This window comes from Streptosporangium pseudovulgare (assembly GCF_014648055.1).
GTDB classification, from domain to species: domain Bacteria; phylum Actinomycetota; class Actinomycetes; order Streptosporangiales; family Streptosporangiaceae; genus Streptosporangium; species Streptosporangium pseudovulgare.
Genome location: NZ_BMQJ01000015.1, coordinates 155,656 through 180,408 on the forward strand (window position 1 = coordinate 155,656; position 24,753 = coordinate 180,408).

Consider the following 24,753-nt stretch of genomic DNA (forward strand, 5'->3'; position numbering starts at 1 on the left):
GCGGCGGCTCAGCGGCCCTCGTTGAGGAAGGCCAGCACGGCGAGCACGCGCCGGTGACCACCGTCGGACACCGCGAGGCCGAGCTTGGCGAAGATGTTGCCGATGTGCTTGTGCACCGCGTTATCGGTGATCACCAGTTCTTCACCGATCTCGGCGTTGCCGAGGCCGCGGGCCATCAGTGACAGCACTTCCCGCTCGCGGTTGGTGAGCGTCTCGAGTCCGCTGCCCACCATGAGCTGGGCGACCACCTCCGGGTCCATGACGGTGCCGCCCGCGGCCACCCGCCGCAGGTCCTCAACGAACTGGCTCACCCGGCTGACCCTGTCCTTGAGCAGGTAACCCACTCCTCCGGAGCCGTCGGCGAGCAGTTCGCGGGCATAGAGCTTCTCGACGTACTGGGACAGCACCAGGACGGGCAGACCGGGATCCGCCGCCCGCAGGGCGACAGCGGCCTTGATGCCCTCGTCACGAAAGGACGGCGGCAACCGTACATCCGCGATGACCAGGTCGGGCCGGTGCTCTGCGACCGCGGCCATCAGGCCGGGCCGGTCAGGCACCACCGCGGCGACATCGATTCCCTTGCTGCCCAGCAGCAGCTCCAACCCGCTCGAAAGGAGGACGTTGTCTTCGGCGATCACGACGCGCACGGCAACTCCACGGTGATGGCGGTGGGCCCGCCGGCCGGACTGTCGACGGTGACGGTCCCATCCAGCGCGGCGGTTCTGAGGCGGATCCCGGCGATGCCGGTGCCGCGGCTCTCGTCGATGCCGCCCCTGCCGTCATCAGTGATCTCGATACGGAGCGTATCGGCCACGGCCAGTCGTACGGAGACCTGGGTGGCGCCGCTGTGCTTGGTCGCGTTGGTGATCGACTCGGCCACGATGAAGTAGGCGGCGGTCTCGACCGCGGCGGGAACGGGCGCGAGGCCGTCCAGGTCGGTCTCGACAGGCAGGCCGGCTCGCGCCGCGATCGCGGTCACCGCGCCGGACAGTCCCCGGTCGGCCAGGATGGGCGGATATATGGAACGGATGACCTGCCGCAACTCGGTCATCGCCTCCTCGGTGCCCTCGTGCGCTTCCTTGACGAGCCGCGCGACGATCCCGGTGTCGTCGCCGAGTGCTTCCCTGGCGACGGCCAGCCGCATCGCGATGGCCACCAGCCGTGCCTGCGTACCGTCGTGCAGGTCGCGCTCGATCCGGCGCAGCTCGGCGGCGTGCGCGTCGAGCACTCCCGACCGGCTCTCGGTCAGCTTTCCGATCCGCTCGGCCATCCGGTCGGCGACGGACGGCTGCAGCGCCGCCAGGCACATGCGGGCGTGCAGGCGGGCCAGCTTCGGCACTCCCCACCGGCTCAGTGCCGCTCCGAGGCCGGCCTGCGCGAGGCCGAGGCCGATCGCCGCCGGCCAGTCCCGCACGGGGAACACCACCAGCAGCCGCAGCGGGTCATCGTGCGGGAACAACCACCACAGGGGCGCTTCGAGGAGGGCGTTGACCACCTGGCTCACCGCCGCGATCGCGGCAAGCGCGATGGGCAGGCCCACCCCGACATGCAGGAGCATCCATCGCAGGTCGCGCCGGCTCTCGGGGCTGCGGACGAGCTCCCGCCACCCGACCATGCTCGCCCGCTGCTTCTCGATGGTCACGTGCAGGAGGCCGGCGGCCCGCCCGCGATGCCACTCGGCCCATCTGCGCAGAACGAGCATCATGCGCGGAACCACGATGAGTCCGATGCCGCCGACTCCGGTGAGCAATACCCCCGTGACCAGGAGCGGCAGGGCGATCATCATCGCCAGCGCCGAGGGGAACACGATCAGGCAATACCCGATAGATCTCCAGAGATCTCTCAATGGATGATCTTTCTGGCAGGAACCTCCATAGCTAGACAAACTATCAACATCACCCCCGCAACAGAGACGGGTGCCAGCCACAGCGGCCCCGCCGGCAGTGGACGCCCAAGGAACCCGATGCCGAGCAGGCCCAACGGCACGGCGCAGAGCGCCAGCCCCGCCACCGACGCTCCCGCGCCCACCAGCAGCGCCTCCCAGCGAACCATCCTCCGCAGCTGCCGGGGCGCCGCGCCCGTCCTGCGCAGTCCGGCGAACTCCTCACGCCGTGCCGTCGTGGTCGCGACGAGGCGGTTGGCGACAGCCACCAGCACGTAGCCCATCAGGACGGCGAGCACGGCGAAGTTCACCAGCGACTGAGCCGAGGTGGCGGCGTGCTGCGGACCGTCCGGCGTGCTCGCCAGCGTGATGCCCGGCCGCCGCGCCAGGGCGCCGAGGTCGGCGACGTCGGCGGGGCGGGCCAGGATCGCGCTGTCGAGCCCGGTCGTGGTGTGGGCGGAGGCCAGGTCACGGGAAACCACGATCGGCCCGAATCCGAGGCCCCGGCGGTAGGTGGCGACCACCCGCGCGCGTACCTTGGCGCCGTCCCCCATGATCACGTCCAGGTGTTCCCCCACCCGGCCGGCCTTCTCGTCCACCGCGACCGCGTCACCGGTCAGCCTGGCCAGGCTGCCTGCGGCGATGTCCAGGTCGATCAGGCCCTCGGCGTCCGGACCGAGAGCCATGGCGGGTCTGGACATCAGACCGGGGTCGTCGCCGAGCAGGAGCGGTTCCGTCGCCACGGTCGTCATGGTCACGGCTGTGGCCTTCGTGGTCGCTCGAACGTCAGTGAGCAGGTCGTGGGGAATGCCGCCGAGCTCGTGGGCGGTGATGGTGACCAGGCCGCGCATCCCCTCGGCTGCCTGGGCGGACTGGGCCGTGGCGATCGTGGTCTGGGTGAGGGCGACGCTGAGCCCCAATGTGAGCGTCATGCCGAGGGCGGCCACGGCTCCCGCGGTCCTGAGGGCATAGCCATGGCTGTTGTTGACCGCCAGCCAGATCGGCCCGGGTGCCCGCGCCATGAGACGCGACCGGGCCAGCGCTCCCGTGAGCTGCTGGATCAGCCAAGGCCCGGCCAGCGCCAGGCCGATCACGGCCAGGATCGCCGACGTCGCCGGGCCGACCGCGGCCGACTCGGTCCGGACGAACAGCGGCAAGGTCGCCAGCACCAGTGAAGCGAGCATGATCAGCAAGCCGGCGTTGGTGCGCACCTTCGACGGGGTGCGCGGCTCGGGCAGCCCGGCGATGACCGGCATGCGCGAGATCCGCAGGGCCGCCGCCCACGCGGCCACCCTCACGACGCCCAGCAGCAACAGCGTCGCGGCCACCGCCGGCAGCGGTCCGTAGGCCAGCGACTGGTCGGCGCGCAGCAGCCCGACGCCCGTCAGCAGGTCACCGAAGCGCGCGGCCAGAAGGTAGCCGAGGGCGGCGCCGGGGAGTGCGGCGGGGAGCGCGGCCGCGACCGCCTGAACGGTGACGATCCGCCGTACCTGGCGTGGGGTCGCGCCCGCCGCGCGGATCAGTGCCAGGTCGCGGCGCTGCCGGTTGACCGAGAGTGCCAGCCCGCCGCCCACTACGAAGCCGACCACCATGAGGCTGATGCCGCCGATCGAGCCGGGCAGGATCAGCAGCAGCCCCCGGCTCGCGGCCGCCCCCGGCGACTCCGCGTCGGCCCTGTCCCTGCCCGTGCTCACCTCGTACCCGCCGGTCGGCCCCGCCCCCAGGCGGCCGGCCACCTTCTGGGCCAGCGCCCCCGGATCGACGCCGGCCGCCGCCCGAACCGCGACCAGGTCCACGGCGCCACCGGCCCTGTCGGCCAGGGTGACGGCGACGGCGTCGGTGAAGTACACGCCGGGAGCATCGACCACGGCCGTGACCCGGTAGGTGCCGGACCTTCCTGCCGCCATCACCTGGAGCCGCTGCCCGACCTTCCCGCCGCTCACCGCTATCTCGTCGGGAGTGCGCGGCGCCCGCCCCGCGGTGATGCGCCCGCTCATGGCCAGGGAGGACCATCCGTGGCCCGCCGTCGCAGGATCGCCGGTACGGCCCGCCGTACCGGACAGAGCGGCGGCGGGGAAGCTGAGGTCGCCCACCGCGTGAGCCACGCCGGGTACCCCGGACACCGTGGCGACCAGCGAAAGGGGCAACCGTGCCCGCTCCGGGAGCGCGACCGGCAGATCCTCCTTGCGCGGTATCGACTGCCGGGCGGACACCACCACGTCGGCTCCGGCCAGCCGTAGGGGCGGCTGGGCGCGGAAGGCCGAGTCCACCAGTACCCCGGCCCCGGTGACCAGTGCCATCCCGCCGAGCACCGCCGCGAACACCACGAACAGCCCGCCCACCTTGGCGAGCGCCAGCGACAACCGGATCATGCCACGGGCTCCGCAGCCAGGTGCGCCAGCCGTACGGCGAGCTCGTCGGCCGTCGGAGCGGCCAGCGTGTCGATGACCTTGCCGTCGGCCATGACCAGGGTGTCGTGCGCCCGGGCCGCAGCCGCCGGATCATGGGTGACCATCACGACGGTCTGCCCCAGCTCGTCGACCAGTCCACGCAGCACATCCAGCACCCGGATGGCGTTGCGCAGGTCCAGCGCTCCGGTGGGCTCGTCAGCGAAGACCACGTCGGGACGCGCGACCAGCGCTCGTACGATGGCGGCCCGCTGCTGCTGGCCTCCCGACAGTTCCGCCGGCCGGTGCCGCAGCCGCTCGCGCAGTCCCATGCGGCCGACCAGTTCGTCCAGCCACGCCCGATCCGGGCGGCGGCCCGCCAGGCGCAGTGGCAGCGTGATGTTGTCCTCGATGCTCACGGTGGGCAGCAGGTTGTAGGACTGGAAGACGAACCCGATGTGCTTGCGGCGCAGCTCCGTGCGCTTCGTCTCGGACAAGCGGGTCACGTCGGCTCCGCCGATCAGCACCTGCCCCGAGTCCGGCGGTTCGAGCCCGGCCGCGCACTGCAGCAGGGTGGTCTTGCCCGACCCCGATGGCCCCATCACCGCCACGAACCTGCCGCGCGGAAAGTCCAGCGAGACGTGATCGAGTGCGGTCACCTCGCCGTAAGTCTTGCGCACCCGCTCCAGCGACACCACCGCGCTCACGAGCGGCGTCCGGTGATGTACAGGCCGATCAGCCCGGCGATCGAGGCCACGCCGACCACACCACCGGCCAGCCCTACGAGCGTCAGCTCGCCGCCCGCGGCGAAGTTGGACACCAGATTCACGGCCACCCCGGCCACCGTGGCGACCCACAGGAGTTTCTTCATGCGGATCACGCTAGAGACGCGGGCGCCCCGGCAGAATCCAGCAGACAACCCAGGCGAAGGTACAGCCGGCTGTAGCAGGTCCACGCGCTCGGCTCCGGCCACGCGCTGGGAGATCGCGCCGGCGTCGATGGTTTCCGCGGATCACCACCGATCCACCGTCAGGCCCGCTCCGAACGGGAACGGGCTCTTCCCCGAACATCGTCGGCGTGCAGGTCAAGCAGCCCGAGCCACGGTGGCGACGGCCCGAGCCGTCGCCACCGGCCGCCGCGGCGGGGAGGCTCAGGTGGTGATCGGCAGGTCGGCGCGGGCCCGGTCCGGGTCGCTGTTCCAGATCCACAGCCGGTGCGGGGGCGGCACCCGGTGGTGGCCGTACAGGCCGGCGTGACCGCCCCCCGGTCAGCGGAGGGCGGCCGCCGAGGCGCGGGCGACGGCCGCGGAGGCGAACGCGGTGATCGCCGGGTGCGGCCGGCTGCCGTCCCCGGCCAGCTCCGGCTGGAAAAGGGTGGCGAGGAAGAACGGGTGGCCGGGCAGCTCCAGGACCCGCACGGCCCCCTCCTCGCCGCGGCCGGTGAACCTCAGCCCGCCCTCCTCCAGCACCGGCACGTAGGCGGGATCGAGGCCGAAGTCGCAGGAGTACTTCTCCACGGTCCGGTCCGCGCCGACGATCCTCTCGATCAGCGAGCCCGGCTCCAGCCGTACCGCCTCCTCGTGGCCGGCGAGCGAGCAGGCCAAGGGGACCAGCAGGAACTCCCCGGCATCGGGGTTGTTCTCGGCGTGCGCGACCCGCAGGCCCAGCACGTCGCGGGCGTACTCCAGCAGGGTGTGCTGGAAGCCCCCGCAGGTGCCGAGGAACGGGATGCCGTGCTCGCGGGCGGTGCGGGCGGCGTTCACCGCGCCGGCCTCGCTGCGGTAGGGGCTGCCGGGCAGCATCCAGATGCCGTCGAACCCCTCCAGGTCGCCGGCCTCGTCGGTGGGGATCCAGTAGGCGTCCAGGGTCAGCCCGTCGCGCTCGCGCAGGGCGGCGAGGAGGGCGGGGACGCGGGCGTGGGCCTGGACGGCGGGTGATCTGTCGCCCACCAGGGCGATTCTCGCGATGGTCACGGGCCCATCCTGGCCGCCGCCCGCCGATGAGGTCCAACGATGATTCCTGGTGGGGCGATAAGCGATACTGATGCGCCGTGGACCCGCATCTGCTGCGCACGTTCGTGACCGTCGTCCGCCGCCGGTCCTTCTCCGCCGCCGCCGAGGAGCTCGGTTACACCCAGTCGGCGGTGTCCCAGCAGGTCGCCGCGCTGGAGGCCGACCTGGGCCTGACCCTGCTGCGCCGCCGCCCGGTGGCGCCGACCCGGGCCGGGGAGCGGCTGCTGGAGCACGCCGGGCCGCTGCTGCTGCGGCACCGGGCGGCCCGCGCGGACGTGCTGCGCGCCGCCGCCGGACCGGCCGGGCGGCTGACCGTGGCGGCATCTCCGCTGGCGCTGGTCCCGGCGGTCGCCCGCGCCCTGGAGCCGGGCGGGCCGGTGGTGACGCTGCGCGCGGTCGGCCGCGAGCGCGTGGCAGAGCAGGTCGCCTCCGGCGATGCCGACCTGGGGTTCGTCGACGGGATCGCGGCGCCCAGCGACCCGCTGCGCCTGCCCGACGTCGGGGCGCCGGCCGGGGTGCGGATCGCCGAGGAGGAGCTGGTGGTGATCCTGCCCGGGCGGCATCCGCTGGCGCGCGGGCGGGGGCTCGCACTGGCCGGCCTGGCCGACGCGCTGTGGCTGCACGCCCCCGCCTTCGTGCCGGTGGAGCGGCTGCGCGAGGTGGCGGGCGGCGGCGCCTTCCGGACCGGGTTCCGCTACGAAGGCCACGACCTGCGCACCGTGGTGAACCTGGTGGCCTCCGGGCACGGCCTGGCCCTGCTGCCCGCGCCGGTCGCGGCGGGGGCTTCCCCGGCCGCGACGCTGACGGTGCCGCTGACGGCGCCGCGCCTGGTGCACCGGGTGGAGATGCTGTGCGGCCCGCTCGCCTCCGGCGAGGCGCGGGCCGTCGCCGACCGGCTCGGCGCCTGACCGGCCCCTTTCACGGCAGGGTCAGGCTATGACAAGCCGGGCATCAACTCGCGCATCGCCCTCTGAAGTTCACGATGGGAACGTCACCACGGGTCCGCGACTCGTCCATCCGCCTCGAGGCCGTAACGGAGCAGCCGCTGCCAGACGTCGTGTCGAGCGAGTTCTCTCGCCAGGCTCACGAGCGGGGTCGAGTAGCCGGCGTCCGCCGCCTGCCGGGCCAGCCGCTCGGCCTCGGGCTCGTCGCCGAACTCGCGCCGAAGCCGGGACAGCGCGAAAAGCGGTGTGATCTTTCCGAATTCAACCAGAATGCGGTAGAGCCGTTCCGCCCCCCGGTGGTCGCCCCGCTCCCTCCGGGACTTGGCCATTCGCGTGATCGAGTACTCGTCCGACCCGGCTTCGCACAGTCGACGTACCCACTGTTCCGCTTCGGCATGATCGCCCGCCTGTTCACGCGACTCTGCGAGGCGGAGCAGCGCGTTCACGCTTCCGGCCTCGGCCGCCAGGCGCCACAACCGCTCGGCTCGCACGGGATCGATCCGTGACACGGAGGCCGCCACCTCATCGAGCGGCTCGGGCGAGCCTCTCCCGGCGATCTGCAACGCGATGTCTTCGGCGATGTCATGACGGTCCACCTGGTGGAACATGAGGAGGAACCACAGGCGCACCTCACGGACATCCTCAAGGAGGGCGACCAGACGCTTGGCACCGGAACGATCCCCCGCCATGACGCGGAGCCTCAGAAGGGAAAGCAGAGTCTTGCCGTCGCCCAGTTCCGCGGCGATGAGCGCCAGGCGTTCCGCGCCGTCGAGGTCACCTGCCCGCGCCCGCCGGTCCGCCATGTCCGCGAGAACGTCCACCGCCCCCGATGCCGCCGCCCGGTACAGCCACGCGGCGTCGCTGTGCTTCCCGGCCTGCTCGCGCAGCCTGGCCAGGTCCCACAGCGCGCCCCGGTCACCTTCGACCGCCGCCCGCCGGGCCAGTTCTTCGGCCCTCGCGGCGTCTCCTGCCCGCTCGCACAGCGTGGCGAGGGTTCGTACGGCGAGTGGATCACCGGCCTGCGCCGCGCTCTCGTAGAGCCGTTCGGCCTGGTCCCCTGCTCCGCCACGCATGCGCAGGTGGGCGAGTACCGCCAAGGTGCGGGTGTCCCCGTAGCCCGCCGCCCGGCGAGCCAGCGACTCCGCACCGTCCCGGTCCCCGGCCCTCTCCCGTGCCACGGCAAGGGCGCGCAGGGCGCCGGTGGAGCCGTAGTCCGCGGTCTTGACGGCCAGCCGCTCCGCCGTCGGGCGGTCACCTCGGCACTCGCGCATCCAGGCCAGTGTGCGCAGGGCCCGGGTGTCGCCGGCGCAGGCGGCCTCGGTGGCCAAGCGTTCGGCTTGGTCGAGGTCTCCTTCGGACTCCCGCACCCGGGCCAGCGCGTGAAGGGCGAGAGCGTCGCCCAGGTCCGCGCCGATCCGGTAGAAGCGAACCGCCTCGCCGAGGTCTCCCGCCTGCTCCAGCCGCCTGGCCTTCGCGCGCAGCGCCGCGTGGTCGCGGGCGAGAACGTAGAGGCGTTCCGCGTCCTTCGCGGCTCCCGACAGTTCCCGCAGGCGGGCCAGGTCGCGCAGGGGCTCGGGATCGCCCGCCTCGAAGGCCAGTCGAGCGAGGTGTTCCGCGCCTTGGGAATCGCCGGCCGCTTCGCGCCTGCGGGCGAGCACCCCCAGGGTGCGGGTTTCTCCCGCGGCGGCCAGGTCGGGTGCCATGGACACCGCAGCCGCGTCGTCGTCGGCGTCCATCCGAAGACGAGCGATCCGGCTCAGGAAGCTGACGCCATTGGCTTCGGCGATGGCGTTCAGGCGCTCGGCCCCCTGGTGATTCCCGCGCTCCTCACATCGGCGCACCAGATGCCACAACGTTTCTCGGAACGAGAACATGCTCTGCTTAGCTGTAAGGGCCAGACGGACGTAGCGCTCACACTCCTCGTAGTCGCCGGCCTCCTCCGCCCTCCGGGCCATCTCCCACATCGCCTCACGAATCCCCCGCTCCGCAGCGGCTCGGTAGAGCCGATCGGCCTCATCGGGATCGTCCGTGGTTTCCGCCAGTGGAACGAGGGCCTGGACCTCGCCGGCATCGGCGGCCACCCGGTACATCCGGGCGGCTCCGGCATGGCCATCCGTCCGCCAGAGATCACGGGCGACGTACCACAGGCCCTCCTGATGCCCGGCACGGAAGGCCCTGATGGCGAGTTGCTCGGCGCGGTCGCGCCGGCCGTTCTCCCAACGATGTTCGACCAGCCGCTCCAAAGGATGCCCGTTGCCCTTCTCAGCGATGGAGAAGGCGAGCCGCTCCGCCTCGGCATGGTCGGCGTACCTCTCCCGGATCATCATCAGCTGAAATGTGCAGGCGATGTCCCCCGCCTCGGCCCCGGCTCGGTAGAGCCGTTCCGCCCTGCTCGTGTTTCCGTGCTCCTCGAACTCGTCCGCCAGCCGATACAGCTGATCGAAGTGGCCCGCGGCCGCCGCACGGCGAGCCAGTTCCGCCGCGTGGCGGTAGCGTAAGCGGTCACGGGCCGCGGCGGACAACGCCTCAAGATCCTCCGCCGCGGTGATATGCCGGGTCGCCGCCGTCCAGAACGCCTCGGGCGGGGACTCGAACCGGCGACTCGACCGGCCGTGTTGTTCGAGGTAGTCGGCCAGCCGGTACAGCGGCTGGGCGAAGGGCGGCTCGCCGGGGCGGGGCTGATGTTCGATCAGCGGGCCGGGCAGGCGCCGGTGCTTGGCGGTCAGCCGGTCCACCGCGGCGGTGAACCAGTCCTCGTGCCCGCCGATCTGGTCCCAGGTGTGTTCGTCGAGGTATCCGGGGGCGGCGTGCTGCAGGAACGACTCGGTCAGGTAGCGGCCGTGCCCCAGGCGGCGAGCGTCCATCGCCGCCCACAGCAGCGCCTGCTCGGCCGCGCCGGCGTGCCGGTAGCGGCGTAAGAGCTCCCGTGCCCCGGCCAGTTCCTGGGTGACCTGCCCGCCCGGCGCCCGCCGGGCGGCGGCCCGCAGGCGGGGATCGGCCGCGATGGTCTCGGCCAGGTCCGCCAGCTGCCGGTCGGTGAACCGAAGCGGGGAGGTGATCTCCTCGGCGCCGCCGAGCAGCGCCCGGACCGCCGGGTGGGGGTCACGGCCGGCGGGATCATCGGGTGCCTGGGTCAGCCGGCTCCAGTAGTCCGGCCACATCGACCCCAGCACCAGGACCGGGCCCCGGGAGGCATCGGCCAGCAGGGCCTGCAGCGCGGTGGCGACGCTCTCACCGGCCTGTGGCGCCTGCAGATAGAACTGGGCCTCGTTCAGCCAGATCACCGACCGGGCGGCCAGGCGGTCGCCGCGCAAGGCCTCCACCACGGCCGGCGGCCGCTCCGGCGTCAGCGGGTGCCAGACGCGCCAGCCGGGCAGAACCGCGCGGATCGCCTCCCAGCAGGCCCGTGTCTTGCCGGTGGAGGAGCCCCCGACCACCATCACCAGCCGGCTGCCGTCCTCGGCCGCGGCCACCGCCGCCCGCAGCCGGTCATCGAACCCGTTCCGCGGCAGGTAGGGCGGCAGCACCGGCACCGGATTGGCCGTGGTCTGCGGCGCGGTGAAGGCCTGGTGCACCTCCAGGGCCAGCGCGTCGTGCTCGCCCAGCTCGCCGATCATCCGCCCCAGCGGCTCGGCGGGCGAGGCAGGGGCGGATTCGTGGTCTTTCTGGGCGGCGCGGGCGGTGCGGGCGGCGGTGGCCAGCCGCGCCCGGGCCGCCAGCCAGGGCCCCGGCTCCCGGCCGCAGGCCCGCACGAACCTCTCCACGGTCTCCGCCCGGGGCAGCGCCGTGCCGCCGGTGATCAGCGCCTGGACCGTCGCCGCGCTCAGGTCGGCCTTGGCGGCCAGCCGCTGCACCCCGCGGGGATCACGGTCGAACAGCAACGCCAGCTGCTCGGCCAGCTGCCGGCCGGTGCGGATCCGCTCCGGATCGATCGCGGCCATCGGCTCCTACCCCAGCGCTGTTCGGAAACGTTCGGAATCCACCTCTACACCGGCCGCCGGGACCTGGCCATCGAAACGAAATGATCCGTTGTCGCCGAACCGTCTCGAAACCGAACACCGCCCAGCGCGACCGTGCTGTCACCACCCCCTAAGCAGGAAGGACATCCTGGTGAACCGCACACCTCGCAAGTCCCGCCCCCACCGCCGCTCCCAGGAGCGCGGCCCCGGCGTCTTCGTGCCGCAGCATGTCATCGTCGCCCTGGCCTGCCTGACTCTGGGCGTCGCGGCCGGGGTGCTGGTGTGGCTGTCCCCGGCCGTGTGGCCGCCGGTCGATGCCGCCATGGCGGTGACGGGACTGTCGCTGGCGCTGTACGGGCTACGGCGCGGACGGCACCGCCCCTGAAGACCGTCGGCACGGCTTTGCTGAACCGGCGTCGCCCACCCGCACCGGGGCCTGGTGCCCCGGCGGCCGGGGTTGTGTGCCGACCTTGGGCTATGGGTCAGGTGCGGGCGAGGTCAGGGTGGTCGTGGGGGAAGTGGGTGGCGGCCCAGCTGGCGAGCAATCGGAGGTTGTCGTGGGCGGGGGTGCCTGTGGGTGCGGTGTAGATGGTGAGGGTGAGGCCGGGGTCGCTGGGGGCGGCGAGGGCCTCGAAGTCCAGAGGCAGGTCGCCGACGGCCGGGTGGTGGAAGGCTTTGGCACCGGTGTGGTGGAGGCGGACATTGTGGGCGGCCCAGCGGGTGCGGAAGGCCTCGCTGCGGGTCGACAGCTCGCCGATGAGGTCGCTGAGGCTCTTGTCGTAGGGGTCGCGTCCGGCTTCGGTGCGCAGGATGGCCACCGAAGTGTCGGCGGCGGCGTCCCAGCTGGGGTAGAAGTCGTGGGCGCGCGGGTCGAGGAAGTTGAACCGGGCGATGTTGACCGGCCGGTGCGGGGTGTCGAAGTGCGGGGCGTACAGGGCTCGCCCCAGCTGGTTGACCGCCAGGATGTCCAGCCGTCCGTTGCGGATGAAGGCGGGCGCGTCGGTGAGGGCGTCCAGGACCTGCTGGAGACCGGGCCGGATCTTGTGGGCGGGCCGGCGGCGAGCGCGGGGCGAGGTGTTGGCGGCACGGGCGAGGTCGAACAGGTGGGAGTGTTCGGCGTCATCGAGCTGGAGGGCGCGGGCGATGGCGTCCAGCACACTCTCGGACACCCCGCTCATCTTCCCGCGCTCCAGCTGGGTGTAGTAGACGATCGACACCCCCGCCAGCAGGGCGACCTCTTCGCGGCGCAGCCCGGGCACCCGCCGGTTGGTGCCGTAGACGGGCAGGCCCGCCTGCTGCGGGGTGATCCTGGCCCTTCGTGAGACCAGGAACTCGCGGATGTCGTCCTGGTTGTCCATGCACTCAGCCTACGAGCCGCAGGTCTGGTGAGGGGGGTGCTGTCAACCCCTGGAACAGCAGACTCTCCCCGATTCCGGCCGCGCGCGGTTGCATGGGTGCCGGCGCCGGGGAGCCGCTGACCATCAGCCGGACGGCAACGGCGTCAGGGAATCCGAGCAGTTCCCGGCCAAGGGCAAAGGCTCCGCCCAGAGCGGCCCTTGCGTCTGAAATATGAGGAATGGCCCGCGGAAAAGGAGGGCAACCATGCCGGAGGACAACAAGCCGACGGGCGCCCAGGCCCTGTTGGGGGATTTCGCGCCCGACCTCGTCGAGCTGACCGATGGGGCGCTGTTCGGGCGGGTGTGGCCGAACGAGGCGCTGTCACGGCGCGACCGGAGCCTGGTGACGGTGTCGGCGCTGGTGGCCCTGTACCGGGGCAACGAGCTGCCGTTCCACCTCAGGACCGCGCTCGGCAACGGTCTGACGGTCGAGGAGCTGAAGCAGGCGATCACCCATCTGGCGTTCTACGCCGGCTGGCCCAACGCCATGACCGCGATGACCGCCCTGAAGCAGATCGTCGAGAACGCCGGGACGGAAGAAGGCTGATCATGGAGGTACTGAAGCGGCCGCCGACGGCCAAGGGCCCGGCCGAGTGGTTCACCGGGGACGTGTGGTTCGACGTGATCCACCGCGGAGAGGAGCCGTCGCGGGCGCGGGCGAACACGGTGAAGTTCGCGCCCGGCGCCCGCACCGCCTGGCATTCGCACGGCCTCGGCCAGACCCTTCTCATCGTGGAGGGTGTCGCCCTGATCCAGTCCCGCGGCGCGAAGCTCGTCGAGGCCCACCCGGGCGATGTGGTGTGGACGCCGCCGGGCGAGGAGCACTGGCACGGCGCGGCCCCCGGCCAGTTCATGATCCACCTGGCGTTGTGGGAGGGCGACGACACCTCCTGGCTGGAGCACGTCACCGACGCCGAATACGGCGCCGCCCCCTCCAGCACCCGCGCCTGACCGACGCATACCGAAGACGACGAGGAGAACCGACCCATGCGTGGAGTAGTGCTGAACGGTCCCGGCGACGTCGCCGTCGTCGACCGCGACGACCCGAGGATCGAAAAGCCGACCGATGCGATCATCAAGATGGCGGCGGCGTGTGTGTGCGGGTCGGACCTGTGGCCCTATCGCGGTATCGAGAAGACCGGCGGCCCGGCGGTGATGGGGCATGAGTACGTCGGCGTGGTCGAGCAGATCGGCGCTGAGGTGAAGAACGTCAAAGCCGGGGACTTCGTCGTCGGGTCGTTCTTCGCCTCCGACAACACCTGCGAAATCTGCCGGGCCGGCTACCAGTCCCGCTGCGTGCACGCCGAACTCATGGGCGCGATCGGCACCCAGGCCGAATACGCCCGCATCCCGCTCGCGGACGGCACCCTGGTCGCCACGCCCGGCATGCCGGACGATGACCTGATCCCGTCGCTCCTGGCGGCCTCTGACGTGCTCGGGACGGGCTGGTTCGCCGCGGTGGCCGCCGAGGCGGGCCCGGGCAGGACGGTGGCGGTCGTCGGTGACGGCGCGGTCGGTCTGCTCGGCGTCCTGGCCGCCAAGCAGCTGGGCGCGGAAAGGATCGTGGTGTTCAGCCGGCACTCCGACCGGCAGAAACTCGCCATCGAGTTCGGCGCCACCGACATCATCACCGAACGCGGCGACGACGGCGTCACGGCGCTGAAGGACCTGCTGGGCGGGCTCGGCGCGCACAGCGTGATCGAGGCGGTCGGCACACAGGAGTCGATGATGCAGGCCATCCGCGCCACCCGGCCCGGCGGCCATGTCGGCTACGTCGGCGTCTCCCACGACGTTCGGCTCCCGGGCGATGAGCTGTTCTTCTCCGCCGTCCACCTGCACGGCGGGCCCGCCCCCGTCCGGCGTTTCCTGCCCGAACTCATCGACCTGATCTGGAACCGGCGAATCGACCCCGGCAAGGTCTTCGACCGGACCCTGCCACTGGAGGACGCCGCCGAGGGATACAAGGCCATGGACGAACGCCGCGCCATCAAGACCCTGCTGCGTCCCTGACCGGCGCAGCCAGGAGCGCGGCCTGACGCCGTTGCAGACCGGGCTGGCGTTCGTGCCGATGACCGTGCTGTCGGCGTTCGTCAATCCGCTGTCGGCCCGCCTGGCCGAACGCCACGGGCCCCGCGTTCCCATCTGCACCGGCCGTGATCTCGGAGGCCGCCGGTCAGGCGATCCAGGGAGGTGTGACCTTGTTGCCGGTGTCGCCGGGGATCCAGGCGTGAGCGTCGGCGGGAGCCGTGACGATGGCGGTGTAGCCCTGAGGGCCGGCGGTGAGCCGGCGGGTGGCGTGGGCGGGCAGGACGGCCGTGTCGCCGGGGCCCGCGGTGGAGATTTCGCCGTCGAGTTCGATGGTCGCCTCCCCTTCGAGGAAGGTCCAGATCTGTTCGGCGTCGAGGATGTGGACGGGGCCCTTCACGTCGGGCTTGCCCTCCGTGCGCCAGACGGAGGATCGCGCACCGCCCAGGGTCGGCGAGGCGAGAGTGGTCATGACCCCGGTCGGGGTCTCGGATCGGCGGCTTTCGGCATGACGGACGAGCGTCACGGTTCACATCCCTAGTATGGACAAGATGGTTGTCTATATAGTTAATGAGGTTGTCCATCTTGTCAAGCGATCTACAGGGTTTCGAACTGCCGCTGCGGCTGCTGCTGGGGTTCCGGGTGCTCATCGACGAACTGCACGAGGAGCTCGCCAGGCAGGGCCATCCGCGGATGCGGCCCATGCACGGGTTCGTCTTCCAGGCCATCATGCGGGCCGGCGGCCGGTACGGGACCACGGCCGCCGACCTGGGCCGGGCACTGGGCGTCTCCAAGCAAGCGGCGGGCAAGACCATCGACATGCTGGAGGGTCTCGGCTATCTGCGGCCCGGGCACGACCCCGGCGATGCGCGCCGCAAGACCTACACGCTTACCCCGCACGCCCACGACGCGCTCGAGCGGTCGGAGCAGATCTTCGAGGACCTGCGCGACCAGTGGGCCGAGACCATCGGCGAGGACCGGTTGCGGGCCATGGTGGAGGACCTGCGCAAGGTCACACCACCCGACGCGTTCCGCCTCGACACCCCGCAGTGGTTCAACGCACCGTAACGAGGCCCTTTGAACGGCACCGGTCCGGTCCCCGACCGGGACTTCCCCGACCACGACCGAGCGGGCTCGGTGATCCTCGGGGCCGTTCCGGTGTGGGTCAGCGGTCAGGATGACTCGCTTTCGGAGGACGTCGAGAATGGTGCGTCCGTACACTCGCCGTCCAAGGGCCTTCAAGCGTCGGACGGCGCGGCCGCCCAGATCCCCTGTCGCAAGAACGGCCTGTCCGATGACCGCGGGACCGCGGACCACATGGCCGTGCACCTGGAGAACCGCTGTCCGCGGAACAGCATGCCCATGCCCTTCCACCAGCGGTTCCTCATGTCTGTTCACACCAGGTCGCGGTACTCGATGCCTATCTTCATGTCGGTCCCGGACGCCGGGCCCCGCTCGTTCGGGCCCGGTGGCACGAGTCCCACCGACACCCCTACGCGGCTGAGTCCGGCGAGACGATGTCCCAGGTCCCGAATCGGGTCAGGCCGGCCGATCCGGCCGCCGCCACCGAGGCGTGGTTGTCGAGCTGGCAGCGGTACTGCGGCTCGTGTCCCCGCGCCAGGGCGTGCCGGGAGATCGCGCGCACGAGGCGCCGGGCGTGGCCCCTGCCCCGGTACGGCGGGAGCGTCAGCACACCGAGGTCGGCCAGCGGCGCGTCGCGCCACGGGTACATGCTCACCACGCACACCAGCCGTCCGTCTTCGAACGCGCCGTAGACCGCCCAGTGGTCCAGCTCGACGGATGCGTCGTCGCGATCCTGCTCCGGCGCCGCCTCCTCGAACTGCCCGAACACGCCCGCGTCGGCCTCGGTGAGCGGGCGGACCGAGGGGTCGTCCGGTTCACCGAGCAACGTCTCCCGGGCCTCGTCGGTGAAGTAGAACAGGTTGTCGGCTCCGTGCAGCGAGATGCCTGACCTCTCCAGCCGCTGCCGGAAGCCCGCCTCGTCGACCGGCTGCCCGTCTTCCAGGCCCATCGTCCCGGCGACCGCCGGGGTGAGCAGAACGCGTGTCTCTCCGTCGGTCGTCGTGAGGATGGTGAGCCGTTCGTCCTCGTCGAGGGCGGCGTCGGCGAAAACCCTGAAGGAGTCGTCACCGTAGAGGAGCCGGCTCGTCGGGGAGGAGGTCAGCCAGAAGTCGGTGATGGCGGGAGGGAACATGTCGGGTGCTTTCTGCTCGTCGTCGTCAGGCTGCTAGGTGATATACCGCAGGTTGCTGGATTCTCCGCCATCACTACCGGAGCCCCCGAGCTGAGACCGCGGCGAGAGTGATGTTCCCGCCGCGCAGGGCGGCGACCTTCGGCGCGGCGCTCATACCGGTCGCCGGGCGAAGCGCGCGTGCTGAGTCCTTGGCCTACACCGGTAGCCGTGATCAGACTGGGCCCTTGGCCTGGCACCGGTAGCCGTGATCAGGCTGGGTCGTTGCCGCCTGCGTCGCGGACGAGCAGCGCGATCTGCACCCGGCTGGCCAGGCCCAGCTTGGCCAGTGAACGGCTGACGTGCGCCTTCACCGTGGTCTCGGTCATGCCCGGTTCGCAGGCGATCTCGGCGTTGGACAGCCCTCGAGCCACCGCCCGCGCGATCTGGCGCTCGCGCTCGGTGAGCCTGGCCAGGCGCTTCCTGGCGGCAGCCGAGTCGGGGGACTCCCACCTGGCGAAGACATCGAGCATGCGCTTGGTCACCGTCGGTGAGAGCATGGCACTGCCCTGAGCCACCACGCGCACGGCGGCGATGAGGTCGCGGGGCGCGGTGTCCTTCAGCAGGAAACCCGATGCCTGGGCTCGCAGGGCGCTGTAGACGTACTCGTCGCGGTCGAAGGTGGTGAGCATGACCACCTTGGGCGGCTGAGGTGAGCGGTTGATCTCCCTGAGCGCCGTCACGCCGTCCATGACGGGCATCCGCACGTCCATGAGAACGACGTGCGGCCGGTAGCGGGCGGCCTCGATCACCGCCTCCGATCCGTTCTGCGCCTCGGCGACCACCTCGATGTCGCCGGCGGCCTCCAGGATCGCGCGCAGGCCCGTACGCACCAGCGCCTCGTCGTCCGCGATGAGCACTTTGATCATGTCGGTAGCCTGACGCTGACCACGAATCCGCCGTCGGGTTCCGTCCCGGCCGTGAATTCACCGCCCAGCAGTTCCACGCGCTCACGCAGCCCCAGCAGCCCGGACCCGCCGCTGGGTAGATCCAGGGCCGGATCCGGCGGGGCGGCGTTGCGCACGTCGACCTGCAACGCGGCGGGCAGGTGACGCAGGACGACCTGGGTCGCGGCTCGTCCCGCGTGTTTGTGGATGTTGGTGAGGGCTTCCTGGACGACGCGGTAGGCAGTGTGCTGGACCATGACGGGCAACGCGCCCGGATCGCCCTCCTCGTGCCGTTCCACCGGTACGCCCGCCGAGCGGGATTGCTCCAGGAGCCCGTCGAGATCGGCCAGTGTCGGCCGCGGATGGTAGTCCCCGCCCTCTTCGCCCAGGACCCCCAGCACCGCTCTGAGCTCGGTGAGCGCGTCCTTACCCGTTGCGCGAATCAGTTCCGCCTCCGCTGCGGTCTTTTCGTCGGTCGCGTTGATCTCCAGCGCTCCCGCCCGCAGGACCATGAGCGAGACCCGGTGTGTCACGACGTCGTGCATCTCGCGTGCGATCCGGGCGCGCTCCTGCGCGCGCCTGCTCGGTTCGCACCTCCTGCTCGCGCTCCAGCCGCCGGGCACGCTCGCGCAGCCCCGCGACCACTTCCTGCCGAGCACCGGCCCACAGCCCGAGCGCCAGGGGGAGCCAGGCGAACAGGGGTGCGCCGCCGAGTGCGGAGACCAGTCCGGCACCGGGCTGCGGGATGACCGCGACCAGACTGGCCGGCACCGCGTACAGCGCGAACGGGGTCGGGCGGCGCAGGGCGGTCGCGGCGACGTACGAGGCCACGGCCAGCAGCAGCCCCGGTGCGCGGAGTACGGCATCAGCCAGCGCGAGCACCAGCAGCGGCCATGGCCGGCCGGGCACCGCCCTGGCCGCCGCCGCGGCCAGCAGCCCCACCACAGCGGCGGGAACGTACGCGGCCGGCCCGCCGGCGGCCGGCAGGTGTGCGGGCGGCCCGGCCAGCGTGGCCGCGTACCCGTACGCCTGCGCGCCGGACAACGCCGCCGGTGCAAAGGCCCCGCAGAAGGCGGCTGCGGGCAGCACCCACGGCAAGAGCCCGGCCCGCACATCCTTCACCCACCACAGAGTAGACACCGCCAAGCGGTGTCCGGAACGACGTGTCACCAGCTGAGCACCCGCAACGGCGTCCTGTCCCCGGCCGGCTGAGTTTGCGTGCGCAGCTCCGGCACGGCATCGCGCAGCACCTTGATCCCGAGCGGCACGAGCACCAGGCACAGCGCAGCGCCCGACAGTACCCCGTCGATCGGCTCGCTCCTCTTCAGCACTCCGGTCCACAGCCAGCCCGAGAACAGGAACAGGACCAGCCGCCCGGTGCCGAACGTGCCCGAGCGGAAGGCGGCCAGGCCGAGGAGCAGTGTCCCGACATAGAGACCGAAGGCCGCCGAGACCGGCACTCGCCAGGGCCCGTAGGAGATGTCCACGTACAGGTCCATCACGATCTCGGTCGTCCGCTCCAGCCCGAGCGTCCCGATGAGCTGCAGGGCCGTCTCGTCCACACCCGCCCAGTACAGGCGCGAGAACAGCCCGACGACCACCATCGCGCCGCCCAGGCGGGCCGGCCAGAGGGAGCGCGTGGCAGCCATCCGGGCCAGGACGACGATGGCCGGGCACAGCACGATGGCTCCCGCCGTGTAAAGGGCGTACCCGGCCGTGGCCGGTTCCGGGTTCACGGTGTAAGCGGCCAGTTGCTCGGGCGCGGCGAACGGCTGCGTGGCGAAATACGCCCGCTGCCGCGACGTGAAGTCCGCCGTGCTCTGCGCCAGGTGGCGCAGAGCACGGCGGACCACAGGAGCGGCCCGAGCACCAGGGCGCCACCTCCGATGAATCGCCCGGGAAACCAGGCGTTGTGGTGAACCGACGCAGGAGTGATGTTGATCGGTGACATGCCATCACCCTGGCGTGCAGAAGAAGGCCACCACACCTGCCGTTCGGCACGTACGGATGTCTCTTTAGTTGCGATGCCGCAGGTCGCTGAGCATGTGATCGCCTTGTGGCGGCCGCCGGCGTTGCGGCGGCCTCGTCATGTGCGCGAAGCATGCTCAGGCGACGCTCACCGCGTCCCGCTCCGACCTGTGGGGTTCCTGCCCACCGCTCACGGCTGCGTCCCGGTGACCCGTGAGGGCCGCCGGCAGATCTGCGCACCCGACCACATCCCGCCCGCCTTGAAGGAGAGCGACTGATGGAAGACACCTCGTTCGACCCGCCCGCGATCGGTGCCGTCGGGCTTGATCATGACGCTGTCGGAGGCGGTGGTCGACGAGCGTGGCCATGTCGAGCGCGTCCTCGTACGGGTTGTGCGCACCGGTGGCGCTGCGTAAGGCGATCCGGCGCCGCGAGATCTGGGTGGAGGGCGTCCCCGCCCCCGCATCCAGTGGCGAGAACACCTGGCCGTCAAGCGAGCTCATCGGGGAGCAGGGCAGCTCTGACGGTACGGCTCATGCTCATACGGAATGAACCGCCGCCATTCCCGCTGGTCGAACGACCGGCCCGCGACGGCGCAGACCGCCCCGACCAGGTCACCGGGCAACTCCACGTCCCAGATCCGCACCATCGTCCCCGCGGTGACGAGCCGGGACCCGTCCGAGCTGAACGCGGCCGAGTGGACCGGCCCTTCATGAGCGGTCAGCGAGTCGCCGATCTGCCGGTGGGTGTCCACGTCCCAGACCCGGGCCGTGCCGTCGCCTCCGGCGGTGGCCAGGCGGGTCCCGTCCGGGCTGAAGGCCACGGTCTGCACCGGGCCTTCGTGCCCGGTCAGCGGGGCTCCGAGCTGCCGGCGGGTGGCCACGTCCCAGAGCCGGACCGTGCCGTCGAAGCCGGCGCCGGCAAGCCGGGATCCGCGTGGATCGAAGGCGACAGAGAAGACCGGGCCTTTGTGCCCGGTGAGCGGGTCGCCCAGCTGCCGGCGCGTTGCCGGATCCCACACACGAATGGTCCCGTCGCCCCCCGCGATGGCCAGGCGCGATCCATCCGGGCTGAAGACGGCCGAGAAGAGCGGGCCTTGGTCTTCACTGACCGGCTTGCCGAGCTGCCGGTAGGTGGTCAGATCCCAGAGCCGGGCGGTCCCGTCGTCACCGGTGGTGGCGAGCCGGGAGCCGTCCGGGCTGAACGCCACGGACTCCACCGGGCCCGCATGGCCGGTCAGCGGCTCTCCGAGCTGCCGATGATTGAGCATGTCCCACACGCGGACGGTCCCGTCGCCTCCGGCGGTGGCCAGGCGGGTCCCGTCCGGGCTGAGGGTGACCGAGAAGAGCTCGCCCACATGGCCGGCCAGCGGGCCTCCCAGGGGACGGCGGGTGGCCAGGTCCCAGAGCCGTGCCGTGCCGTTGCCTCCCGTGGTGACCAGCCGGGTCCCGTCCGGACTGAAGATCGCCTTGCGTACCGAGCCGTCGAGTCTCGCCATCGGGGCGCCGGCCTGTCTATGGACGGTGACGTCCCACAGTCGCGCACCGTCGTTCCCAGAGGTGGCCAACCGCGCCCCGTCGGGGCTGAAAGCCACCGAGGACGGGTGCCGGTGGCTGCTCATCGGGGCGCCGATCTGCCTATGGGCGGCAAGATCCCACACGCGCGCCGTCCCGTCGTCGCCGACCGTGGCGAGATGGGCTCCGTCCGGGCTGAAGGCCACGGAGCGTACGGCCCCTTTGTGGCCGGCCATCGGGCTGCCTGCCTGTTCACGGGTGGCGGTGTCCCAGACGCGTACGGTGCCGTCGAATCCGGCGCTGGCGATACGTGACCCGTCCGGGCTGAAGGCGACCGACCATACCGCGCCATCGTGGCCTTTCATGGGGGCTCCGATCCGCGCGTGAGTGCGGGTGTTCCACAGGTGTACGGCGCCGTCGTCGCCCGCGGTGGCCAGGCGCGCCCCGTCCGGGCTGAAGGCGACCGACCACGTTCCGACCATCGGGGCGCCGACCCGTTCGCGGGTCGCGAGGTCCCACACGTGTGTCTTCCCGCCGCCAGTGGTGGCGAGGCGGGAGCCATCCGGGCTGAAGGCCACGGACTGTACCTCGTCGTCGTGGCCCTTCACGGGGGCGCCAAGCCGTTCGTGCGCGATGAGATCCCACACCCGCGTCGTCCCGTCGCTGCCCGCGGTGGCGAGCCGGGTTCCGTCCGGGCTGAAGGCCACGGACCGTACGGCTCCCTCATGGCCGGTCATGGGGGAGCCCACCTGCTCGTGGGTGGCGGTGTCCCAAAGACGTACGGCGCCGTCGGCTTCCGCGGTGGCGAGCCGAGAGCCGTCCGGGCTGAAGGCCACGGACTTGACCGCGCCCGCGCGACTTGCCAGGACCGCACGTTCGGGCCTGCTGAGAACCGACACCAGGCTCGCCCGCGCCTCGCCGGTCCCCGCGATGGCCCATGCCGCCACGGCCAGCCGGGCCGACGTCACGGGATCGGCGGACAGCGTCTCGCTGTGAGCGGCCAACTGGCGGGACAGGATCTCGTTGCCCCGCTGCTGCACCGTATCGCGCTGTCGGCCGACTTCCTGGTTGGAGCGGATCAGAGACACCGAGACGCCGCTCAATCCCACGACCAGGACGCACAGCACCACGATCACCCTCCGCCACCGGCGCCGGCTCTGCATGGCGGCGGCAGCACCGGCGCGGAGGAACTCCTCGGCCACGGAGGTCAGCCGGAGGCCACGCCGGGGGCCGGCACGCCAGCGCGCCACGGCCGACCCGGCGTTCTCCAGCCGTACGCCGCGATAGAGAAAAGAGGCCTCGCGCTCTTCCGCGTCCCACTTGGCGGCGGCCTTCTCGATCTCTCCGTGCAGAACCCGGTCGGCGCGGTCGTCGTCCAGCCAGTCACGCAGACGACCCCACGCCGTCGTCAGCACGTCATGGGCGAGCTCGACGGTCCCGGCGGTGACCATGAGCCGGGCGTCGGTGAAAGTCGTGACCACCTCTCTGACGGCTTCGGGCCGCTCCGCGCAGAGGGCGGTCAACTCGCCGACACCCAAGCGGCGGCGGGTGACCTGCCCGTCGTCGCTCAGGAGCACGAGCGCCGTGATGACGCGCCTGGATATCTCCTGCTGCTCGGGGCTCAAGCGGGCGTAAACGGCCTCGGCGGCGTCGTGGACGGCGGAGGCCACACCTCCGGAACGGTCGTATCCCTGCCGGGTCAGCCGATCGCCGTCGCGGTTCTCCCAGGTCCGCACCATCGCCATCGACAGCAGAGGCAGCGCCCCCACGTCTGCCGGAGCTCGCAGATGTCCCGCCAGCTCCCGTACCACCTGCTCGGCCAGGCCCTTCTCCACTTCGAGCCCGGCCGCGGCGGCGGGCCCGGTGATGGCCCGCAGCAACTCCGCCTCACTCATCGGCTCGAGCACGAACATGCGCTCTTCCAGGGCCCGCGCCAGCGCTCGGTGGGTGGCGCAACGATCCACGAAATCGCCACGTACGGCCACCACGACCACTCCGGGCCCTCCCATGGTGATCGCGTGCAGCGCGTCCACGAAAGCGGCCCTCTCGGCGGACCCCTCAGCGGACAGGGTGAACAGCTCCTCGAACTGATCGACCACCATCACCACTCTCCGCGGCACCTCGCCGTTCCCGCCCTGCTGCCGCCGGCGGATCACCTCGGCGGACAGCATCTGCCGGGCCCAGACGGCGGCCTGCGCGGGATCTTCTCGCAGCTCGCCGAGGACCGCGCCGGCGTCGGCGCCGCACGGGAGCGCGAGCTGCAGCGCCAGGTGCCGCAAGGGGTTCGTCCCCGGGGTGAAGGTGATCTGAGGCGCGTCGTCAAGATCATGTTGGGGAGACGGAGTCGTGAGCGCGGGCAGCAGTCCGGCATGCAGGAGCGAGGACTTCCCCGCACCGGACGCCCCGGTCACCACGATGAGGCCCCCACCGTTGACCATGGCGACCAGCCGGGAGGTGGCCTGCCCGCGCCCGTGGAAGACCGCCGCCTGCGCCGGTCCGAACGGCGCCAGCCCTTGATAAGGACAACCGCCGATCCACTGCGGTTCCGGCGCCGAGGACGCCCCCGCCGTGAGACGGCGCTCCAGAACGCTCAGCCGATCGCGCACCGTGACCAGCAACGCGGTCTGGTGGCGGCGTTCGGCGTCCTGCCGGTAAAGAATCTCCTGGACCTCCCCCGCCGCCGCATCGAGCCGCTCCAGCATCGGCACCAGCGCCGCGTTCTGCCGGCCCAGTTCGGCGAAGCCCGACGCCATCCGTTCCAGCAGCTCCGCATGCCCACCGGCGAGCGCCTCGCCGAGGGCCGCGCGGGTGGCGTCCACCGCCTCCAGCGTCGCCGCCAGCGTCTTGGTCAGCGCGTCGGCGCGGGCATCCCCCGGCCGCAGGGCCTCTTCCAGCCGTACGGCCAGTTCCTCCTCCAGGTGCGCGGCACGCTCCTCCTCGGTGCCGCCGGTACGGGCGCGGGCGGCGTCCAGGGCGGAGCTGATGACGGTGGCCAGCACGTTACCGCCGACCGATCCGATGACGTTCATCCCGGCCAGCAGCACCGCCGCCCCCGGATCGGCCAGGGCCAGCGGAGTCAGCGCACTGGCGCACAGAGTCGCCAGGAGCGCTCGCGGCGTTGTCCATGCCACCGCACGCCCGGCTGCCCGGCGTACCCAGCTCTGGGCCCCCTGCTGGGCGGCCGCGATCTGCTCCGGAGACAGGGACACTCCGCCCGGTGCCTCCTGGTGCTCCACCTGTCGCTCCTGACCTGAATGCGTGGCTCCCTGCGGGAAAGCAGATCCTCTCTACGGTGTCATCGATACGGAGGGGGCCGGCGCTACTGATCACGACGGATGTTTCAAGAACAGCGCCGTCGCCGGCCTCCACACCGTCCAGGCCCACCCCGACCGCTGCACATCCGGCTGCATCCCCCACGCCGACCCCGACACCATCTGGCACCAGATCCAGGCCCGCCTGAGCGAACTGCCGGCCCGCCACGGCCTGGGCCACGTTTCCATCGAACGCGCCAGCGAGCCACCGCGTCGG

Annotated in this window: 21 protein-coding genes; 6 read left to right on the top strand and 15 right to left on the bottom strand. The window is 71.7% G+C overall.

What is annotated here, in order from left to right:
- Positions 1-8 precede the first annotated feature (8 nt).
- The 6 genes from IEZ10_RS27350 to IEZ10_RS27375 all read right to left on the bottom strand — a co-directional run bounded on the left by IEZ10_RS27350 (position 9) and on the right by IEZ10_RS27375 (position 6,241).
- Positions 9-647 (bottom strand): LuxR C-terminal-related transcriptional regulator, encoded by a 639-nt coding sequence (locus IEZ10_RS27350; protein ID WP_189249386.1) that lies wholly within the window; start codon positions 645-647, stop codon positions 9-11.
- Positions 635-1,846, bottom strand: a complete 1,212-nt coding sequence (locus tag IEZ10_RS27355; RefSeq protein ID WP_229811696.1) for a sensor histidine kinase — start codon at positions 1,844-1,846, stop codon at positions 635-637. The genes IEZ10_RS27350 and IEZ10_RS27355 overlap by 13 nt, the downstream gene beginning before the upstream one ends.
- Complete coding sequence (locus tag IEZ10_RS27360) at positions 1,843-4,254, bottom strand: FtsX-like permease family protein (protein WP_189249387.1); 2,412 nt, start codon at positions 4,252-4,254, stop codon at positions 1,843-1,845. The genes IEZ10_RS27355 and IEZ10_RS27360 overlap by 4 nt, the downstream gene beginning before the upstream one ends.
- On the bottom strand, positions 4,251-4,976 hold the full coding sequence (locus IEZ10_RS27365) for an ABC transporter ATP-binding protein (protein ID WP_189249388.1): 726 nt from the start codon (positions 4,974-4,976) through the stop codon (positions 4,251-4,253). Before IEZ10_RS27365 ends, IEZ10_RS27360 begins: the two co-directional genes overlap by 4 nt.
- The gene (locus tag IEZ10_RS27370; protein ID WP_189249389.1) at positions 4,973-5,140 is read right to left on the bottom strand and encodes a hypothetical protein; all 168 of its coding nucleotides are present in this window, start codon (positions 5,138-5,140) and stop codon (positions 4,973-4,975) included. The genes IEZ10_RS27365 and IEZ10_RS27370 overlap by 4 nt, the downstream gene beginning before the upstream one ends.
- 396 nt (positions 5,141-5,536) lie before the next feature.
- Complete coding sequence (locus IEZ10_RS27375) at positions 5,537-6,241, bottom strand: CTP synthase C-terminal region-related (seleno)protein (RefSeq protein WP_189249390.1); 705 nt, start codon at positions 6,239-6,241, stop codon at positions 5,537-5,539.
- Positions 6,242-6,318: 77 nt separating this feature from the next.
- Between IEZ10_RS27375 and IEZ10_RS27380 the strand changes: the two genes are divergently transcribed.
- Positions 6,319-7,188 (top strand): LysR family transcriptional regulator, encoded by an 870-nt coding sequence (locus IEZ10_RS27380; RefSeq protein ID WP_189249391.1) that lies wholly within the window; start codon positions 6,319-6,321, stop codon positions 7,186-7,188.
- Between the two features lie 83 nt (positions 7,189-7,271).
- Here the strand turns inward: IEZ10_RS27380 and IEZ10_RS27385 are convergent, their stop codons facing one another.
- Positions 7,272-11,165, bottom strand: coding sequence for a hypothetical protein (locus IEZ10_RS27385; RefSeq protein ID WP_189249392.1), 3,894 nt, complete (start codon positions 11,163-11,165; stop codon positions 7,272-7,274).
- A 169-nt stretch (positions 11,166-11,334) separates the two neighbouring features.
- Here IEZ10_RS27385 and IEZ10_RS27390 point away from each other — a divergent pair, with 169 nt between their 5' ends.
- Positions 11,335-11,568: a hypothetical protein gene (locus IEZ10_RS27390; RefSeq protein WP_189249393.1), complete on the top strand. Its 234-nt coding sequence runs from the start codon at positions 11,335-11,337 to the stop codon at positions 11,566-11,568.
- 97 nt (positions 11,569-11,665) lie between these two features.
- Here IEZ10_RS27390 and IEZ10_RS27395 read toward each other — a convergent pair whose 3' ends face one another.
- Positions 11,666-12,541: a helix-turn-helix domain-containing protein gene (locus tag IEZ10_RS27395; protein ID WP_189249394.1), complete on the bottom strand. Its 876-nt coding sequence runs from the start codon at positions 12,539-12,541 to the stop codon at positions 11,666-11,668.
- Positions 12,542-12,785: 244 nt separating this feature from the next.
- Here IEZ10_RS27395 and IEZ10_RS27400 point away from each other — a divergent pair, with 244 nt between their 5' ends.
- Genes IEZ10_RS27400 through IEZ10_RS27410 form a run of 3 tightly spaced genes read left to right on the top strand, consistent with a single transcriptional unit; the run spans position 12,786 to position 14,590 of the window.
- A complete protein-coding gene (locus IEZ10_RS27400; protein WP_189249395.1) occupies positions 12,786-13,127 on the top strand; it encodes a carboxymuconolactone decarboxylase family protein in 342 nt (113 codons plus the stop codon).
- A gap of 2 nt (positions 13,128-13,129) precedes the next feature.
- The gene (locus IEZ10_RS27405; RefSeq protein WP_189249396.1) at positions 13,130-13,531 is read left to right on the top strand and encodes a (R)-mandelonitrile lyase; all 402 of its coding nucleotides are present in this window, start codon (positions 13,130-13,132) and stop codon (positions 13,529-13,531) included.
- Positions 13,532-13,567: 36 nt separating this feature from the next.
- Complete coding sequence (locus tag IEZ10_RS27410) at positions 13,568-14,590, top strand: zinc-dependent alcohol dehydrogenase family protein (RefSeq protein WP_189249397.1); 1,023 nt, start codon at positions 13,568-13,570, stop codon at positions 14,588-14,590.
- Between the two features lie 163 nt (positions 14,591-14,753).
- Here the strand turns inward: IEZ10_RS27410 and IEZ10_RS27415 are convergent, their stop codons facing one another.
- Positions 14,754-15,077, bottom strand: coding sequence for a cupin domain-containing protein (locus tag IEZ10_RS27415; RefSeq protein ID WP_229811697.1), 324 nt, complete (start codon positions 15,075-15,077; stop codon positions 14,754-14,756).
- A gap of 104 nt (positions 15,078-15,181) precedes the next feature.
- On the opposite strand from IEZ10_RS27415, the gene IEZ10_RS27420 reads away from it, so the two are divergent.
- Complete coding sequence (locus IEZ10_RS27420; protein WP_229811698.1) at positions 15,182-15,673, top strand: MarR family winged helix-turn-helix transcriptional regulator; 492 nt, start codon at positions 15,182-15,184, stop codon at positions 15,671-15,673.
- Positions 15,674-16,097: 424 nt separating this feature from the next.
- On the opposite strand, the gene IEZ10_RS27425 is transcribed toward IEZ10_RS27420, so the two are convergent.
- The 6 genes from IEZ10_RS27425 to IEZ10_RS27450 all read right to left on the bottom strand — a co-directional run bounded on the left by IEZ10_RS27425 (position 16,098) and on the right by IEZ10_RS27450 (position 24,461).
- Positions 16,098-16,820 carry a GNAT family N-acetyltransferase gene (locus IEZ10_RS27425; protein WP_189249400.1) on the bottom strand — a complete coding sequence of 241 codons (723 nt, stop codon included), beginning with the start codon at positions 16,818-16,820 and terminating at the stop codon, positions 16,098-16,100.
- A gap of 248 nt (positions 16,821-17,068) precedes the next feature.
- Positions 17,069-17,725: a response regulator gene (locus tag IEZ10_RS27430; RefSeq protein WP_189249401.1), complete on the bottom strand. Its 657-nt coding sequence runs from the start codon at positions 17,723-17,725 to the stop codon at positions 17,069-17,071.
- Positions 17,722-18,255, bottom strand: coding sequence for a sensor histidine kinase (locus IEZ10_RS27435; RefSeq protein WP_229811699.1), 534 nt, complete (start codon positions 18,253-18,255; stop codon positions 17,722-17,724). Before IEZ10_RS27435 ends, IEZ10_RS27430 begins: the two co-directional genes overlap by 4 nt.
- On the bottom strand, positions 18,170-18,883 hold the full coding sequence (locus IEZ10_RS27440) for a hypothetical protein (protein WP_189249403.1): 714 nt from the start codon (positions 18,881-18,883) through the stop codon (positions 18,170-18,172). The genes IEZ10_RS27435 and IEZ10_RS27440 overlap by 86 nt, the downstream gene beginning before the upstream one ends.
- Before the next feature lie 26 nt (positions 18,884-18,909).
- A complete protein-coding gene (locus tag IEZ10_RS27445; RefSeq protein WP_229811700.1) occupies positions 18,910-19,596 on the bottom strand; it encodes a hypothetical protein in 687 nt (228 codons plus the stop codon).
- A 614-nt stretch (positions 19,597-20,210) separates the two neighbouring features.
- Entirely contained in the window at positions 20,211-24,461 is a 4,251-nt protein-coding gene (locus tag IEZ10_RS27450; protein WP_189249404.1) for a WD40 repeat domain-containing protein, read from the bottom strand.
- Between the last annotated feature and the right edge of the window lie 292 nt (positions 24,462-24,753).